Here is a 16,848-nt window from a genome sequence, read left to right as displayed (position 1 = left end):
CGATCAGATTGGAGGTTTTCACATGCAAGACGGAAGGATTCCGATCTATCAAGTCATACAAGACTTTATTAAGAATCAAATTCAGACAGGCGCTTGGAAGCCGGGCGATAAAATCTTTACGGAGAAGGAGCTCATGGAGAAATTTGAGGTGAGCCGAATTACAGTATCCAACGCGCTGACGGGACTAACCAAGGAAGGCTGGCTGAACCGGATTCAAGGTAAGGGCAGTTATGTCCACGAAATGGCGCTGTCGCTGCGAAACACGACGCAGCCTGGTTCCGTCGTTGGTACGATTCCGCCTATTGAGGAAGAAGAGAGCCGTAACGTGATTGGACTTATTTTGCCAAATATAAGCGATTTCTTCTCCATGAGAATGAATAAAGGCATTTCCAAGGCTTTGAAACAATCCGGCTACAATTTCGTGCTCATGCTGTCGGAAAACTCCAAGGACCGTGAAGCCGCGGCCATCCGCGAACTGCTGTACATGGGCGCTTCCGGCTTAATTATCTTCCCAGTCGATGCAGAAACCTATAACGAAGAGATTCTAAGGTTGAAGCTCGAGCGGTTTCCGCTGGTCATTATCGATCGGTATTTGACCGGGATCGAGACGCATTTCATCGGCTCTGACGGGGTAGAGGCATCGAGACTGGCTGTCAATCATCTCTACGAGCTCGGCCATCGGGATATTGCCATTTGCTCAGATGTTCCACTGTCTACGACCTCAATTGAGCAGCGGCTGTCCGGTTATATGAAAGCGCTCAAAGAACTCGGGGAAATGATCAATCCGGCCATGATGCTGACCGATTTCTATGTGGATTACGAGAGGGACGAGCTCGATGAGCAGCATCCGCTCTTCCGTTATGTGAAGAACGGTCTTGCGACTGCGTATATTACGCTGAACGGTACGATGGCGCTTCATTTGTACCGTATCGTCCGTCATCTCGGACTCGAAGTGCCGAATGATGTCTCCATTGTGACGTTCGATAATTTATCGCCGAGTCGCGAGTTCGATTTCTTCACCTATATCGATCAGCACGAGGAAACAGTCGGCAGATTAGCGGCAGAGCAACTGCTCGAACTACTGGATGACAAGGGGAAAATGAACCAACAGGAGAACAAATATCGGAAACTGTTGATTGAGCCTCACCTCGTTTCAAGCGTTTCGACGGCTGCCTGCACGGTTCGCGCCAAACAATAACCGCCTTCAGAACTCTTCATGTGGAAGAGTTCTTTTTTTATGGAATTTTTCGACAAAAGAAGTCGTTGACAATAAACTTTCTTTGGGAGTAATATATCGACATATCATATAATACATATCTAAGGAGGTGCAGCCGACAGTCCGCTGACATCATGATTTGAAATTGGTTTGGTTCACAAGCAATCTAAGAGGCGAGAGGGGTTTGGGTCAATGAAGGGGAGCAAATGGGTTTCTTCGATCTTGTCCATCTTCGTGGTGTTGACACTCGTTTTATCAGCTTGTTCCGACAATTCAGGCAATAAAAATGAAAGCGGTAACAAAAATAACGCAGCAGCTACAACGAACAACACAACCAGTTCCGATACAGCTTCAACGTCGACGGAGTCTGAAAATGACGGCAGTAATAATGCGGTAGCTGCTCCGGCAGCAGAGCCGTTTGAATTAACCGTTTGGAGCCATAACGTGGCCAATGCGATGCCGGAAGCCAATGATCCGACTGCAACGAAGATTTATGATTTTATTCAGAAGAAAATGGAAGAGAAATTCCCAGGCATTACGATTAAATATATCGACAAAGGCTGGGCGGATACGCTTCGTCAAGCCATCATGGTTGCCGTAATGGGCGGTAATCCGCCGGATGTAGCAGATGGTGAGGACTTCATTCCGGAGTTTGCGCGTATTGGCGCCCTTCTGGAGGTTCCTCAGGATGTAGCTGCTCAGCTTGCTCCCGGCCCAATGAAAGCAGCCATGCATGACGGCAAGCCATATGCTGTAGCACAGATGACGGGCGTATTCAGCCTTGTTTATAACAAGGATGTTATGGCGAAGGTCGGACTTGATCCGAATACACCGCCGAAAACATGGGATGAATGGCTCGATATGTCCAAGAAAGCGACAGCCGCAGGCAAAGGCGAATACTTCGGCTCGATCGTTCAGAACATGGGTCTTGGCGGAGCGTTCCGCCTTGCACCGTTCATGCGCCAAGCAGGCGGAGACTTCACGAATGCGGATTGGTCGCAGGTGACCTTCAATTCGCCGGAGAACGTCAAAGCACTCACATTCCTTCGTGAGCTTTCCAAAACAGCACCTCCGGGTTCCACGTCCATGACGGATGAAGGTCAATTCTTCAACCTGCTGAACAGCGGGAAAGTGGCTTTCGCCGTTAATGGTCCTTGGCATATCGCATGGGGCAAGCAAATGGGCTGCGCAAACTGCGGCTTCGCTCCGCTGCCGGTGCCGGAAGCCGGCCATACAGGAAACGTCATTGTAGGGAACACGCTGTTCTATGCGCTCAAGCAATCGAAACACCCTGAGGCGGCAATTGAGTTCTTGACGATTCTGGCAAGCAAAGAATATCAAGAGCTGGAAGCGAATGCGACAGGCCGGCTTCCGGCTAATATGGAAGCAGGCAAGAATGCTGATCTGCTCAAAGCCTATCCTGAGCTTCAAATATTCAACGATATCGTAGCCAACGAGCAAAGCGCTCCGCTTCCGGTCTATCCGAAGAACGGTCCACAAATTTGGGAAGCGTGGTATAAGGCGCAGGATATTACGCTGACAACAGATAAACCGATCGAGGACGCACTGAAGGATGCACAGAAAACAGCTGAGGAACAGTTGAAGTGAGAACGGACCAGATGAAGAATGAAGCTCCCCGGGCGGTGCCCGGGGAGAATTCCTCGTCCATCATGCAGCGGCTGAGACCTTTCTATAACCGTCACCGTGACGGGGTGATCGGTTATTCCTTACTTGCGCCTATGTTTGTTTTTTTCGCTGTATTCTCTTTATTTCCAGTTCTATTTGTTATTTATTTGGCTTTTACGGAATGGAATGGCGTACTCGGACTGCCGAAGTGGGTGGCTCTTGATAACTTTCACCGCTTCTTTACGACCGGCGATTATTTACTTACCTTGCTGCATGCGGGCATGTACGGGCTGCTTATCCTGGTTGGCTGTATGTCGATCGGATTCTTCATCGCGCTGCTGCTGAATCAGAAGGTGAAGGCAGTCGGCCTATACCGAACGCTTTGGTATTTGCCTGTCCTCGTATCCTTTGCCGTCGTTGCTCAAATTGCGAACGCGGTTCTTGATCCGGTTACCGGTTTAGCGCGCAAAGTGATGGAACGATTCGGGATGGAGCCGATTATCTTTCAGCAAAGCGTCTTCTGGATGACATTCTGGCTTATTCTCATTTCCATATGGAAGGGTATCGGCGGAACGGTCATTATCTATCTGGCCGGCTTACAAGGGATTGATACGACGCTTTATGAAGCTGCTAAGGTTGACGGGGCTTCGAGGTTCAAAATCATGCTGTACGTTACGCTGCCATCGCTCCGTCCGATAACGATGTACATTGCCATAATGGGCATCATCGCAAGCTTTCAGATCTTCGAGCCGGTGCAGCTGCTGACTCACGGAGGCCCTCAGGGCCATACCAATATTATTTTGCATCGGATCTATCAGGATGCCTTCCAGTCCTTCAATATGGGGATGGCCAGTGCTTCCTCCGTCATGGTGCTGTTGTTCACGTTCACGCTAACGATGATTCAATACCGCATTTCACAGCGAAACCAAACCTAGAGGGAGGAACGCTAAGACATGGTTAATGAAAGAAGCAAGCTTGAAAGTTTCGCCATCTACTTGCTGCTCATTGTCGGAAGTGTCGTCATGTTCTATCCGTTTCTCTTTCAGGTGATGGCTTCCATCGGCTCGAACAAGGATTATTACGACTCGATTCTGCTCCCGATCCCGACAGAAATTAATTTGGACCGCTACGTCAATCTCTTTCAAAACTCACTCATTTTCCGTTATTTGATCAACACGGCGCTTAGAAGTATTTACTATATCGCGGTTACTTGTTTGGTGTCGCTCATCGCTTCTTATGTGTTTACCAAGCTTCGGTTTAAAGGACGCGACACGGTGTTTGTCATCTTCTTGACTTCGATGATGATTCCAAGTCAGGTGACGCTCATCCCGACGTATTTGCTGTTCGCCCGCTTTCCTTTACTAGGGGGCAATGATTGGCTGGGGCAAGGCGGTCACGGCATGATCGATACGTGGGGAGCGCTGCTGCTCGGAAGCGGGATTGTGAACATTGCAGCCATTTTTCTTGTGAAACAAACGATGGAGTCCATTCCGTTCGAATATGAGGAGGCAGCCCGAATTGACGGTGCCGGCGTATTCTGGACGATATTCGGCATCTATTTTCCGATGGTTCGCGCTGTCCTTGCAGTCATTGTCATTACGACGTTTATTACCATTTGGAACGATTATTTGTGGCCTCTTGTGGCCATCAACAATCCGAACATTCAGGTCATTAATACTGGCGTCACCAGCTTGCTTACGACGATGATGCAAAGCGGCCAAGTGCCGGAATATCCCGATTTCTTTGCTCTGACTGCGATTGTTGTACTGCCCCCGATTCTGGTGTATTTGCTGCTCCAACGCAATTTCATTCAAGGGTATGCGATGGCGGGGATAAAAGGTTAGGGCTTCCCTGCGGAATAGCGTCTATTAGGTCTGTTTAGGAGGAACTCATGACGAAGTTATCTTCTATTAAAACGGTTTATGTCGTATCCCATACCCACTGGGACCGGGAATGGTATCAGGATTATCAAGGGTTTCGCACAAGACTTGTTTATATGATCGACGAGCTGCTGGATACGATGGAAGCGAATCCGGACTATCGCTATTTTCTGATGGATGGTCAGACGATCGTCATTGACGATTATTTGGACATCCGCCCGGAGCGCAGGGAGCAGCTGACGCGATATATAAGGGAGTCCCGAATAGGAGTAGGGCCTTGGTATGTTATGCCAGATGAGTTTCTGGTCAGCGGGGAGTCGCTTATTCGTAATTTGCAGACAGGCTTCCGGGAATCGCGCAAGCTTGGCACAGAGCCCGTTAAATCGGGGTATATCCCAGATATTTTCGGCCATAACAGCCAGTTTCCGCAGCTGCTGCGCGGGTTCGGTATCGATAATGCCGTGTTGTTCCGCGGCTTTCACGGTGATGCCGATCCGGCGGAGATGGAATGGGAAGGGGCAGACGGCAGCCGGGTACTTGGACTTAAGCTGGATGAAGACCGAGCCTATGGCGACTTCTACTTTTTTCTGCGCTGGCCGTTCGTTGACCGGGAGTTCCGCTATGAGGAACCGGAGCTTATCGAGCGGGCCAAGTCGATGCTCGCTTATAAGAACAAACGGGCAACGACAGATATCATGATGGGCATGGACGGCGTGGATCATATTGAAATCGAGCCTCGTCTGCCATGGTTGCTGCAAACGCTGAACGAGGCGGAGTCTCTTGAAGGCGTCAAATTTATGCATGCCACGCTGGAGCAATATTTGGAGGCGCTGCGCGGCAAAGTCAGCAACTTGAAGCTGTATCAAGGTGAACAGCGAACCAATGGCTATAACGGGATCAATAACTGGGTGCTAGTGAACGTGTTGTCGTCCCGTATCCACTTGAAGCAGCTTAATCAGCAGTGCGAGCTTCTGCTTGAGAAATGGGCCGAGCCATGGGGTGTCTTTGCGATGCTCGAGGGAAGGGCCTATCCGCGCGTCTTTCTGGAGAAGGCTTGGCAATTTCTGCTGCAGAATCATCCGCATGACTCTATCTGCGGCTGTTCCATCGATCAGGTCCATCGGGACATGATCTATCGGTTCGATCAAAGCCGCCTCATTGCGCAGCAAATGAATCACGAGCAGCTGCACTATTTTGCTAACCATATCGATCCGAGCGGGCTTGTCGGCTCTGATATTCTAGTCGTGTATAATCCCCTTCAGGATGCCGGAGAAGGCGTCATCATCGTAGATGCGGAGCTCCCGCACGACAGTGCCGGCGGGCTGAAATCCATCGTGCTTGGCGGCAGTTTCCTGCAGCTGCGAGATGCGAACGGGCAATTGCTGGATTGCCAAGTCGTGGAGATCGCGCGAAATAAAGTCAGACGAATCCGCAAATACCGTGATATTCCGGGCGCGGAAACGGTGGATCGCCTCAAACTGGCTTTCAAAGGGAGCATTCCGCCCTGCGGCTATGCTGCTTATGCGATTGAGAAAGTGGTTATTCCGGTGCCTGCTCCCGGGGAGTACAGCATGACAACGCTCGTGCAGCCTCGTCGTCTTCCGGGGACGATGAAGGTCAATGAGACGACGTGGAATAACGGTCTTATTGAAATGCGTGTCAATGAGAACGGCACGATTCGAGTGAAGGATCTGCAAACCGGCAAGGTTCATGATGGGCTGCTGTTGTTCGAAGATGCGGCTGATATCGGTGAAGGCTGGAATTATGTGGCGCCAACTAATAATTCAATCTTTCATTCCGCTGGCTGCCGCGCTGTGATTTCTACGGTTACAGACGGGCCGTTGGTCAGCATCGCTTGTGTAGAAATTACCTTTATGGTGCCGGCTGGCATTTCGCATGATGATACAAGCCGGCGTGATGACAAAGCTAGCTTGGCGATTCGCACCTACCTGGAGCTGCGCAAAGATGATCCCGTGCTTCGTTGCAAAACGATCGTGAACAATACGGCACGCAACCATAGGCTGAAACTGCTCTTCCCGTCTGGGATTCAAACAGATCATTATTATGCGAGCACGCCGTTTGATCTTGTTAAGCGCTCGATAAAGCAGATCGACGCCGCAGCTCACTTGGAAACAGCGCGAGGTGATGCGCCGTATAACGGCATTGTTGCCTTGCGAGATGATACAACGGGATTGGCGCTGTACTCGAAGGGGCTCTATGAGATGGCGATGAAAGAAGACGAGGCGCGCACAGCTGCACTTACGTTATACCGCAGCACGGATAAGGAAGTGCTGAGCGACGGTGGGGATGGCGGGCAGCTGCTGTGCGAGATGAACTTCGAATATGCCATCAGGCCGTTCGATGCACGGTCGGTATCGCTGCCGGCTCTATGGGCAGAACGCGAGCAGTTCGCCGCCGGCTTGCAGTCGTTAACCGTGCGAAGAGATGACATTCGCTATGAATCGCTGCAGCAGCGGGAGCGCGACCTGCCTGCAGTCCATTCTTACGTCCAAGTGGACAATGGCTCTATCCGGATAAGTGCGCTTCAGCAAGCAGAGCGGCTGGCGAATGGCGTTACGATTCGATTGTTCAATGCGTCGGAGAATGCGGAGACAGCCGTTGTACGGTTCGATCGCCCAATCGAGGCGGCAGAAGCCGTCTCGCTCGATGAGCAGCCGATTGCAGATTTCACGGACCTGCATGTGAAGAATGAGGCTATCACGATTTCGCTTGGTGCCAAACGCATTCAGACGATCCGGCTGACATTCGGCTCATAAGACTAGCATATAGTTATGATAATTGATTGTATTCCATTTCTAACTTAACGAAGGAGCGATAGCTCGATGTTGAATCCGGTAGTGTCACCAGGCGAATTAACAGAAACGGATCGTTTTATTTTTGAATCATGGGGATATTTTGTCATTCCGAATGTGCTGAACGCAGAAGAAGTGCAGGAATGTCTTGAAGCTTCGAGGCGTGTTCATCAAGCAGCCAATACGGAAGGGTTCGGACAGGTAGGACGGGGCTATGAAACAGAGCCGGCGCTGGAGCAGCTAATGGATCACCCGGCAGTGCTTCCTAAGATCAGAGGGCTGTACGGCGACCGATTTATTATGCAATCCGGCTGGAATACGAAGCAGCCTGCGTTTGGCGGTATGGGCGGTTGGCATCAGGATGGCTCGGGCGCGTATGATTTCAAGAAGTTGAGCTTCCCGCAAATTCCATTATTGCAGCTGAGGGCTTCTTATCTTCTGACCGATCAAACGCAGCCGCGAATGGGGAATATGGAGCTTATTCCGGGCAGCCATCGCAGCTTGGTTCCGATGCCTGAAGCGCTGCGCAAGGAGAAAGGCGATGTTTCGATCGGCCATGTTATTTGCGCTCCGGCAGGCTCAGTGCTGGTATTCCATAATGCGGTATGGCATCGCACCTATGCGCATGATGGCGACTATGATCGGTATACGATGCACTATATTTATAGTCCGCCTTGGGTGAGAGCATCCGACAGGCTGCAGAACTCGAAGGCGTTCCTTGAACAAACAACACCGCTTCGTCGCGCGTTGATGGGTGAATTCCACCGCCCTGATGCACCATTTGGAAGCGGGTATGAAGTTCCGCCATTTGAGGGTTAAAATGACAAAGAGGAAGAGCCGCGTTGATCGCGCTCTTCCTCTTTGTTTTTACCTGTATTTAGCCGCCCATAGCAAGACCGATCAGGAATAAACCGATAAACCCGATGGGGAGTAATCCGTTTGTGACGATCCCAATGATAGAGAAAGCTTTGCGTTTATTCTTGGCGCAGACGCCGATGATGCCTAGGATCAACCCTACAATGCTTGCTCCCATCGAGCCGATGATCAGCAAGCCTGCCCCGATAATCGGCGCGTATGTATCGATATCTGCTATATTCGCCTCAATTTCCTGCTGTAGAGTGTTGCTGTCTGCAAAGTTGTGGTTCATAATAAATGATGTTGCAAGAATAATGGCGACGATAAAGCCGATAATGCTGATGAGTCCAATGATAAATGAAGCTATACCAAGCTTGGATTGCGTTTTTGGCGGCTGCTCCTCATAAGCTGCCGGTATCGGAGTAAAACCGTCTTGCGGGAATTGATTCTCGCTGCCGTTTTCATTCATGGATTAGATCTCCTTTATCAATCATTTGCTATCGTACAGTTTAACGTATTTTACAGCCATTGGAAAGGATGGAGAATGAGATGTTTAACAAATATGGCGCATACGGAGCAATCCACGCGTTACTTGCCGTTGCGTTTGGCGCATTCGGCGCTCACGCCTTGAAAGACCGTCTTACCGATGAAATGCTCAATGTGTTTGAGACCGGCGTTCGCTATCATATGTATCATGCCATCGGGCTATTCCTGATCGCACTGGCTGCGGAACGAATCGGACAGGGACGGGGCATCCGCTGGGCGGCCCGCTTGATGCATATCGGTATTTTCCTGTTTTCCGGAAGTTTATATGCGCTTAGTCTATCGGACATCAAGCCGCTAGGCATTATAACGCCTTTTGGCGGACTTGCCCTTATCGTGGCTTGGGGTGTGGCTGCATATTCCATCTGGAAAGCTAAGAGCAGCTAGATTTGATTCAATAGGTTTAAAATCGAGGCGACTTCGCGAAAGAATGCCGTAATGGCATTCGACTTGCGATGTCGCCTCTTGTCATTGGTGAGCTGAATGCAGTGAATTCGCTGTTTCGGCTCCAATGTGGACCTCTAGGTGGGCTACATTCAAGAAATTCGACATTTGGATCTCGTATAGCTCTCTAGTAGTGCTTCATTCGCGATATCCGAACCAGTTTTCGGCAAATATGTTGCTCTGAGAGCTACACATTACTCATCCCCCCTCAAATTTCGACATATGCATTACCTCTCTACCCACTATTTTCCAGCAAAAAGCCCGTTAATATGGGAAAAAGCAGTATCCAGCTTTGACCAAAATCGTTTATAATAGACAAATGTGACGGATCATGCCGAATGGAAGGAAGATGAAGTGTGCTCGTAAAGGCGGAGACATCTCCGATTCGGCCCAAGCCTTCAAGGCAACTTGAAAGCGCTCGCAACCCGATATGGATGGCATGCCTATGTACGATCGTTGGCATGCTGATTGGCGGAGTGTGGCGGGATGATTGGGCGATTTGGCTTATAATTGTAGCAGTGGCAGGCATGTTCATGATTGCAATCCGCTTTATGCAAGTGAGCTTTACGCGCAAAGGCGCTGTCCAAGCTCAATCGATCCATACGCCAATTGTCGAATCTTTGCTTGCGTATAGTCCGATTGCTTTTGCTGTCATTGACCTGCAAGGGCATTTTTTGGAGATGAATGCTGCATCAAGCAGGCTTCTTGGCTATGAAGAGCATGAGTTGCTTGGCAAATCGTTCTTTCCATTGATTGACTCGACTAACGAAGAAGCCGTTTTAGCTGCGTTTGGACAATTGCTCGAAGGCGATCTCAAGGATATGACCATCGATATTAAGCATTCTTCCGGCTATTCGTTCAAACTGAATATTATTACTGCACCTGTTATTAGCGACGGAGCCTGTATTGGCATGTTAATTATTAGCCAGGATGTAAGCGACCGCAATCGCGTCCAGGAACGAATCCGTTATATGGCGAACTATGATGACATGACAGGTTTGCCGAACCGCCATTCCTTTATGCGGCTTTTGGATGACCGCCTGACGGATGCAAGGGTTCGAGGTGAGGTTGGGCAGCTGGCGATTTTCCAGCTGGATGTTGATCGCTTTAAGCTGATCAATGCTTCCTTTGGCCGAGAGTTTGGCGATATGTTGCTGCTTCAAGTGGCCGAGCGGCTTACCCGCGGATTAACCGAAATGGATGCAGCAGCGCGGATGGAAGGCGATGAATTCGCCATTCTATACGCCTATGCCGGGGATGAGCAGGAGCTGGATCGGAAAGCAAAGGAGCTCAAGCTGCTGCTGGATGAGCCGTTCGAACTGCAAGGTTTTCCGCTGCATATTACGGCGAGTATCGGTATTGCCGTCAACCATACCATAGGCGATGATGCCAGTCTCCTTGTGAAGAAGGCCGATCTCGCGCTTGCCAAGGTGAAGGATAGCGGCAAGAACGACTATCTGTTTTATTCCGAGGAATGGGATGATAGTTCACGAGAGCGCTTGGCGCTTGAGCATGATTTAAAGATCGCGCTCCAGAAGGAGCAGTTTGTTCTCCATTATCAACCCCAGTATCATCTGGGAACCGGTGAAATGGTCGGTGTAGAAGCGCTCGTTCGTTGGGAACATCCGGAGCGCGGACTTGTACCGCCGGGACAATTCATTGCGCTGGCCGAAGAGAACGGCTTGATCGTACAGATCGGAGACTGGGTGCTGAGAGAGGCGTGTCGGCAAAATAAAGCGTGGCAGGCTGCCGGGCTACGCCAAATTCCGGTATCTGTCAATTTATCCATTCGTCAATTCATGCAGCAAAATCTGCATCAGAAGGTGGCGGACATTTTGCGTGAGACAGGTCTTGATGCCAGTTATCTGGATCTGGAAATTACAGAAACGATGACGATGGATGTCACTCATGCCTCTCGCTGCCTGCTGGAGCTCACGAAGCTTGGCGTGACGATTAGCATCGATGATTTCGGGACGGGGTACAGTTCCTTCCATTATCTCAAAAACTTGCCGATCGGAAGACTAAAGATTGATCGCTCATTCGTTAGGGATATCCAGCAAGATCCGAGTGATGCCGCTATCGTGGCGGCTATTATCGCGATGGCCCATAACCTGAACTTGCAAGTCATAGCCGAAGGGGTCGAGACCGAGGAACAGAAGCGGTTTCTGCAGGAGCATAGCTGTGATGAAATGCAGGGTTTCTTATGGAGTCCGCCGGTACGCGGCTCTGCGATCATGGAAATTTTGAAACAAGCCATCTAATGTAAAAAGGAGCTCTCCGCAGGAGGCTCCTTTTTCTTATATAAACTCGTCAATTTCGTAGAGTTTAAACGAGTAAACCTGCTTCTCATCCACATGATAAACCGTCATCATTTGGGACGATTCATCAAGGTTAATAATTCGGCAAGGGATGTTCAGCTTTACGCCAAAACCCTTGTTCACCATTAATCGAATCAGGCGATTCTCTGCAATGCATGCTTTAATGCGGTCTGTTACGAAAGTTAAATCGAGCTCAGCGGCTTGTTTTGGTGCAGCAGGTTGCGACAATTGGGCAGCAATCGGATCTGGTTTGGCAATGTTTCTTGGCGCTTTCGTTTCTTTGTCCTTCTGCTTGCTTGCTGAGGTTGTTTCTAAAGCTTCAATGAGACGTCCCAATTCAATGCCGGATTTAATTCTGAAGTCAGCGAAACCGGATTGATTGAGCGCATGAAGCAGTCTCTCCATTGCAATTGCGTTGGTTTCACCTTCTACAAGGATGTCGACATTAAACAGGTGGGAGGACTGTTTTGCTGTAAGTTTATCTGATAGGTTCATTATGCCACTCCATGTCGTCATAAAGTACTATAACTATATCATTAAAGCATCAATAAATGTAGTCTTAACCAGATCGTTTTTGACCGGAAAAAGGAGATTGCCCACTAGGCATTCTGATAACACTTCACGCCACCAGAAAGCATATAGTGAAGAAGTAATTCTGCTTGAGGTTGTCTGCGATCTGCTAAGGTGGAAGGAGGTGGTTCGGATGATGCGAATGGTTCCCATCACGCTTGAAGGGGGCGTAACCGTGCTCGGCGTTGAGGTGCTTCTGCCTAAAACAACACTGCTTGCTGTGACGACAGATAAGGGATACATCATGTGCGGTGCACTTGATGTTGCACTTCTGAACGAACGGCTAAAAGATAGAGGCATCATTGCAGGCCGTGCGGTAGGTGTGAAGACATTGGAAGAACTAATGGTTGCACCGCTGGAGTCCATCACGGAAGGTGCGGAAGCGCTCGGTATTACGGTTGGCATGAAAGGCGCAGATGCGCTTCTCTTGATGGTATAGATGATTCAAGACATAAGAAAAGGTTGCCTCTGGCAGCGTGATTACGCTGACGCAGAGGCAACCCTTTTTTCGTTAAAGTGGACTAGTCGGCTTGGAACAGTTTCTTAAGATTGACATCATACGGTGGCTTAATAATGCCTTTCTCCGTAATAATGGCCGTCACATAATCATTCGGTGTAATGTCGAAAGCAGGATTATAGACTTTCACGCCGACTGGAGCTGTGCGTTTGCCGAAACCTTCGGTAATTTCATTCTCATGGCGCTCTTCGATTGGAATTTCAGCGCCGGATGGCGTGTTCAAATCAATTGTGGACAGCGGACAAGCCACATAGAACGGAATGCCATGTGCCTTCGCAAGGACAGCAACGCTGTATGTGCCAATTTTGTTCGCGACGTCGCCGTTTGCTGCAACGCGGTCAGTCCCGACGATGACGGCATCGATCCAGCCTTTGCTCATCACCATGCCGGCCATGTTATCGCAGATAAGCGTAACGTCAACGCCTGCTTGCTGAAGCTCGAATGCGGTAAGGCGGGCTCCTTGCAGAACAGGACGTGTTTCATCCGCAAATACACGAAGCTTAATGCCTTGCTCCAGGGCCAGGTAGAATGGTGCAAGTGCTGTGCCGTATTTGGCTGTAGCTAATCCGCCGGCATTACAATGGGTTAGAACGCCCATGCCGTCTTGGAATAGCGTAAGCGCATGCTCGCCGATTAGGCGGTTCGTTTCTTCATCCTCGCTTTGAATGGTGATCGCTTCTTGAAGCAGCGATTCCTTGCAGGAGGACAGGTCTGCGCCGCTTGCAGCAAGCGCTTCTGCGCGTGCTGTCATCCGATCGAGCGCCCAGAACAAGTTTACTGCTGTCGGACGCGAGGTCGCGAGATGAGCAGCCGATGATTTCACAACTTGCAGCCATTCTGTGATTCCATCCGTGATATCGCGACTGCCGAGAACAACGCCATATGCGGCTGCGATGCCGATGGCCGGAGCTCCGCGAACCTTTAGATGACGAATGGCTTCCCAGACATCCTCCGTTGTCACTAGCGGCAGATAGACGATTTCTTCGGGCAACAGCCGTTGATCGAGCAGGTCAAGCTGAGTTCCGACCCAAATGACGGATTGCAAAGCTTGATTGGTTGTAGATTCCATAATAATGATCGATTCCTTTCTTTATGCCTTAACAGCGGTATTCGCTGCAGTTTGAACGGCATCTATAAGCTGATTAATTGAAGTGATGCTGCGATTCGATGTAATTAGCGATTTTCCAATGCGAAGCGCTAGGCGCTGGGCACGTTCACGAACAGCGTCATCTTGGATTTTATCGATATCCGCCACGTGGGCAAGACCCACGATCCGACGGACCATTTTGCAGCCTGCGAATCCGACTGTATCTTGAAGCAAGCGCTGCATGTAGTTTTCCTTGTAGCCGGGAGCAGAAGCTGCCAGACGGTCAACACCTTGTTCGTTCCACAGGGTGAGGAACTTCGCTTTGAATTTCTCTAAAACATCCGTGACGGTTTGCAGTAAGTAGGCTTGGTATTCCTCGCGCTCTGCAGTTGACTTATCCCAGCCTTCACGGGAAGCGAAGTTCAGGAGCAAGTTCGCAATGACAGCGCCGATATCGAAGCCCATTGGTCCATAATAAGCGAATTCCGGATCTATTACTTTCGTCGACTCAGGTGTAATGAAAATACTGCCCGTGTGCAAGTCTCCATGCAGTAAGGCTTGCGAATGCGTTAGGAATTTCTCGCGAAGCAGTGCGACTTCTAGATGCAGCGTGCCATCATTCCACAGTGCCTCAGCTTCATCCCGGATTGCAGGGGCGAAATTATTCGTATCTGCATCCGTATAAGGATGATCGAAAATAAGATCTTCCGTAATTTTGCACAGCTCCGGATTAATAAAGCTGGCGGTGCGCAGTTTCTTCTCTTGTTGATTGTGCCCAAGATCCGAAGTGAAGAATAACGTCTGTGCAAGGAATGTGGAGATATGCTCAGCGAACAACGGATAGCGGCCGCTGTTCATGAGCCCTTGACGCATAATGACATGATCACTTAGATCCTCCATGATCGTAAGAGCCAGGTCTTTGTCATACAAATAGACATTCGGTACCAGCCCGGGAGCAAGCTCACCTTCGAGAATGAGCGCTTCGCTCTCGATACGTGCACGGTCAAGCGTAAGCGGCCATGATTCACCTACAACTTTAGCGTACGGGAGTGCTTGTTTCATAATAATGCTGCGGCCTGTAGCCGGATCCGAGATATGAAAGACTAAGTTCAAATTGCCATCGCCGATTTCACGGCTGACCAGCTCCGCGCCTGGTTCAAAAACACCTGCAACTGTTCGCGCTATTTCAATGGCTTCTGCTTCACTCAATGGATGATATGTAGACATCAATTGCCCACCTCCGGAATGTAGTTGATGTTTCCTATGGGCCGCTTCGTTCGTACGTTTGACCCCAAATAAATATAGTATAGCGAAATTTTTTTCGCGTTGGAATACCTTGCTTTGCTATAATACATGTAATTGTAAAGGAACGAGGGTGATTAACATGTTGATGAAGGCCGATCAATTGCAGCCGATCGCGCTCAAAGAATGGGCGGTTGCGGTAAAAGCATTGACCGAAGGCAAACAAATTTTGGTGCTGCGCAAAGGCGGAATTGCGGAGGAAACGAGAGATTTTCAGCTGAAGGCGCCTCGTTTTTACTTCATGCCTGCATTTGAGCATCAAAGACCTGAGCTCTTGAAAGAGCCTTACCAAGGCGACGTTCGCCAAATTATGGATGAATGGAAACCCGGCGCGACCACGATCGAGATCAATGCGGTGGCTGAAGCAGTCGAAGATATTGAGATCTTCGATCAGGAAACGTTGAACAAATTAGAGGATTTCCATATTTGGACCGAAACATTTGCCGAAGATAGGTTGAAGTGGAAACGAAGCAAGCCGCTTCATCTATTGCTGCTTCGTGTAAGTAAGCTTGAGAATCCGCTTACACTGCCTATGCAGGATCATTACACGGGTTGTAAATCTTGGGTGAATCTTCCGGACGATCTGTCGGTCATCGGCGCACAGCCGGTACTGTCGGATGCTGAATTTAATCAGAGAATAAGTCAAATTCATGAAGCACTGGGACTATCGGGTACAAGCTAGGCTAGGTTATAGGCGCAGTAACATTGATTTAAGATGAAAACTATACTAAAATATAATTGAGAATCACTGAGAATCAATTTAGAATAATTCTAAAAGAGGAATTGTTTCAATAAGTGCAAAACGGCTTCGCCGTGTTTTAGCAGGCAAACTCGTTTTGCGCAGAAACGTCCGAACCATCTGGAGGGAGCAGTTTACCATGGCAACACAATTCAAGATCGATGGTCTTAAAGCAGCCATCGAAGGTAAAGAAATTTTAAAAGGCATCAACCTTGAAATAAAAGGTGGAGAAGTTCATGCCATCATGGGACCGAACGGTACAGGTAAAAGTACGCTGGCTTCGGCGCTCATGGGTCATCCTAAATATGAAGTGACAGAAGGCGAAGTCGAATTGAACGGCGAGAACCTGCTGGAAATGGGCGTTGATGAGCGCGCACGCGCTGGTCTGTTCCTGGCGATGCAATACCCAAGCGAAATCAGTGGTGTAACGAATTCCGACTTCCTGCGCAGCGCGATAAACGCACGCCGTGAAGAAGGCAAGGAAATCTCCTTGATCAAATTCATCCGCCTAATGGAAGGCAAGATGAAAGAGCTTGAAATGAATCCGGAATTCATGCACCGTTACCTGAACGAAGGCTTCTCCGGCGGCGAGAAGAAACGGAACGAAATTCTTCAAATGATGATGCTGGATCCGAAGATCGTCGTTCTTGACGAAATCGATTCCGGTCTAGATATCGATGCACTCAAAATCGTGGCGAGCGGCGTGAACGCAATGCGTTCCGAAGAGCGCGGTTTCTTGATCATCACTCACTACCAACGTCTTCTCAACTACATTACACCTGACTTCGTTCACGTTATGATGCAAGGTCGTATCGTTAAATCCGGCGGTCCTGAGCTTGCTGAGCGTCTGGAAAACGAAGGCTATGACTGGGTTAAAGAAGAACTTGGCATCGTAGACGAAACCGTCGGACAGGTTTAATCGGAGGAGGAGCAAGTGA

At 49.5% G+C, this 16,848-nt stretch carries 15 protein-coding genes; 11 read left to right on the top strand and 4 right to left on the bottom strand.

What is annotated here, in order from left to right; all coding sequences use genetic code 11:
* The first annotated feature begins 22 nt into the window (after nt 1-22).
* The 6 genes from AC506A_RS11345 (at nt 23) to AC506A_RS11320 (ending at nt 8,354) form a co-directional block, all read left to right on the top strand.
* Nucleotides 23-1,198 (top strand): GntR family transcriptional regulator, encoded by a 1,176-nt coding sequence (locus tag AC506A_RS11345; RefSeq protein WP_495461121.1) that lies wholly within the window; start codon nt 23-25, stop codon nt 1,196-1,198.
* Between the two features lie 210 nt (nt 1,199-1,408).
* Nucleotides 1,409-2,824 carry an extracellular solute-binding protein gene (locus tag AC506A_RS11340; RefSeq protein ID WP_495461120.1) on the top strand — a complete coding sequence of 472 codons (1,416 nt, stop codon included), beginning with the start codon at nt 1,409-1,411 and terminating at the stop codon, nt 2,822-2,824.
* Nucleotides 2,821-3,777, top strand: a complete 957-nt coding sequence (locus AC506A_RS11335; RefSeq protein WP_495461119.1) for a carbohydrate ABC transporter permease — start codon at nt 2,821-2,823, stop codon at nt 3,775-3,777. Before AC506A_RS11340 ends, AC506A_RS11335 begins: the two co-directional genes overlap by 4 nt.
* Nucleotides 3,778-3,795: 18 nt before the next feature.
* Nucleotides 3,796-4,686: a carbohydrate ABC transporter permease gene (locus AC506A_RS11330; protein ID WP_495461118.1), complete on the top strand. Its 891-nt coding sequence runs from the start codon at nt 3,796-3,798 to the stop codon at nt 4,684-4,686.
* Between the two features lie 47 nt (nt 4,687-4,733).
* A complete protein-coding gene (locus AC506A_RS11325; RefSeq protein ID WP_495461117.1) occupies nt 4,734-7,499 on the top strand; it encodes an alpha-mannosidase in 2,766 nt (921 codons plus the stop codon).
* Between the two features lie 66 nt (nt 7,500-7,565).
* Entirely contained in the window at nt 7,566-8,354 is a 789-nt protein-coding gene (locus tag AC506A_RS11320) for a phytanoyl-CoA dioxygenase family protein (protein WP_495461116.1), read from the top strand.
* A gap of 58 nt (nt 8,355-8,412) precedes the next feature.
* On the opposite strand, the gene AC506A_RS11315 is transcribed toward AC506A_RS11320, so the two are convergent.
* Nucleotides 8,413-8,859 (bottom strand): hypothetical protein, encoded by a 447-nt coding sequence (locus tag AC506A_RS11315; RefSeq protein WP_495461115.1) that lies wholly within the window; start codon nt 8,857-8,859, stop codon nt 8,413-8,415.
* 80 nt (nt 8,860-8,939) lie between these two features.
* Here AC506A_RS11315 and AC506A_RS11310 point away from each other — a divergent pair, with 80 nt between their 5' ends.
* Together AC506A_RS11310 and AC506A_RS11305 are read left to right on the top strand one after the other, a co-directional pair.
* Entirely contained in the window at nt 8,940-9,320 is a 381-nt protein-coding gene (locus AC506A_RS11310; protein WP_495461114.1) for a DUF423 domain-containing protein, read from the top strand.
* Nucleotides 9,321-9,733: 413 nt separating this feature from the next.
* Nucleotides 9,734-11,638 carry a putative bifunctional diguanylate cyclase/phosphodiesterase gene (locus tag AC506A_RS11305; protein ID WP_495461113.1) on the top strand — a complete coding sequence of 635 codons (1,905 nt, stop codon included), beginning with the start codon at nt 9,734-9,736 and terminating at the stop codon, nt 11,636-11,638.
* 36 nt (nt 11,639-11,674) lie between these two features.
* On the opposite strand, the gene AC506A_RS11300 is transcribed toward AC506A_RS11305, so the two are convergent.
* Nucleotides 11,675-12,190 (bottom strand): hypothetical protein, encoded by a 516-nt coding sequence (locus AC506A_RS11300; protein ID WP_495461112.1) that lies wholly within the window; start codon nt 12,188-12,190, stop codon nt 11,675-11,677.
* Nucleotides 12,191-12,398: 208 nt separating this feature from the next.
* Here AC506A_RS11300 and AC506A_RS11295 point away from each other — a divergent pair, with 208 nt between their 5' ends.
* Nucleotides 12,399-12,704, top strand: a complete 306-nt coding sequence (locus AC506A_RS11295) for a YunC family protein (RefSeq protein WP_495461111.1) — start codon at nt 12,399-12,401, stop codon at nt 12,702-12,704.
* Nucleotides 12,705-12,786: 82 nt separating this feature from the next.
* On the opposite strand, the gene mtnA is transcribed toward AC506A_RS11295, so the two are convergent.
* Nucleotides 12,787-13,851 (bottom strand): S-methyl-5-thioribose-1-phosphate isomerase, encoded by a 1,065-nt coding sequence (gene mtnA / locus AC506A_RS11290; RefSeq protein ID WP_495461110.1) that lies wholly within the window; start codon nt 13,849-13,851, stop codon nt 12,787-12,789.
* 21 nt (nt 13,852-13,872) lie between these two features.
* Nucleotides 13,873-15,096 (bottom strand): S-methyl-5-thioribose kinase, encoded by a 1,224-nt coding sequence (gene mtnK, locus AC506A_RS11285; protein WP_495461109.1) that lies wholly within the window; start codon nt 15,094-15,096, stop codon nt 13,873-13,875.
* 157 nt (nt 15,097-15,253) lie between these two features.
* Between mtnK and AC506A_RS11280 the strand changes: the two genes are divergently transcribed.
* Together AC506A_RS11280 and sufC are read left to right on the top strand one after the other, a co-directional pair.
* Nucleotides 15,254-15,853, top strand: a complete 600-nt coding sequence (locus AC506A_RS11280) for a DUF1802 family protein (protein ID WP_495461108.1) — start codon at nt 15,254-15,256, stop codon at nt 15,851-15,853.
* A 196-nt stretch (nt 15,854-16,049) separates the two neighbouring features.
* Nucleotides 16,050-16,829: a Fe-S cluster assembly ATPase SufC gene (sufC, locus tag AC506A_RS11275; protein WP_495461107.1), complete on the top strand. Its 780-nt coding sequence runs from the start codon at nt 16,050-16,052 to the stop codon at nt 16,827-16,829.
* Nucleotides 16,830-16,848 lie beyond the last annotated feature (19 nt).

It is taken from the genome of Paenibacillus sp. N22P23, from assembly GCF_059383735.1.
This window is presented reverse-complemented; position numbering and strand designations above follow the sequence as displayed.